Genomic DNA, 334 nt, shown 5'->3' on the forward strand with positions numbered 1-334 from the left:
AGCTTTGCCCCAAACGACAGCCAAGTTTGATCTCACGTTGCATGTGGCACCGTTGGAAGAAGGAATGAATGTGACGTTTTCCTACAATACGGATTTGTGGGAAGAGGAGACCATCGCTCGGATGGCCGGACATTTGCACCAATTGATGCACCACCTGATCGATCAGCCGGAGACATCCATATCACAGGCGACGTTGCTTACCGAAGCAGAGAAACAGGAACAACGGAAGTGGAATGGGTCAAGGGAAACGCTGCCCTTTGTCTCCGTGGTGGAGCAAGTCGCCCACGTGGTAGCGACGACTCCTGATGCCCCCGCTATCGTAGCAGAACAAGTC

Annotated in this window: 1 protein-coding gene; it reads left to right on the top strand. The window is 53.3% G+C overall.

All coding sequences use genetic code 11. The features are described from left to right. Positions 1-4: 4 nt before the first annotated feature. Positions 5-334, top strand: a 330-nt coding sequence (locus AC5WOF_RS19420) for a condensation domain-containing protein (RefSeq protein WP_496051592.1), incomplete at its 3' end; no start/stop codon positions are given.

Source organism: Shimazuella sp. NTD250, from assembly GCF_059510375.1.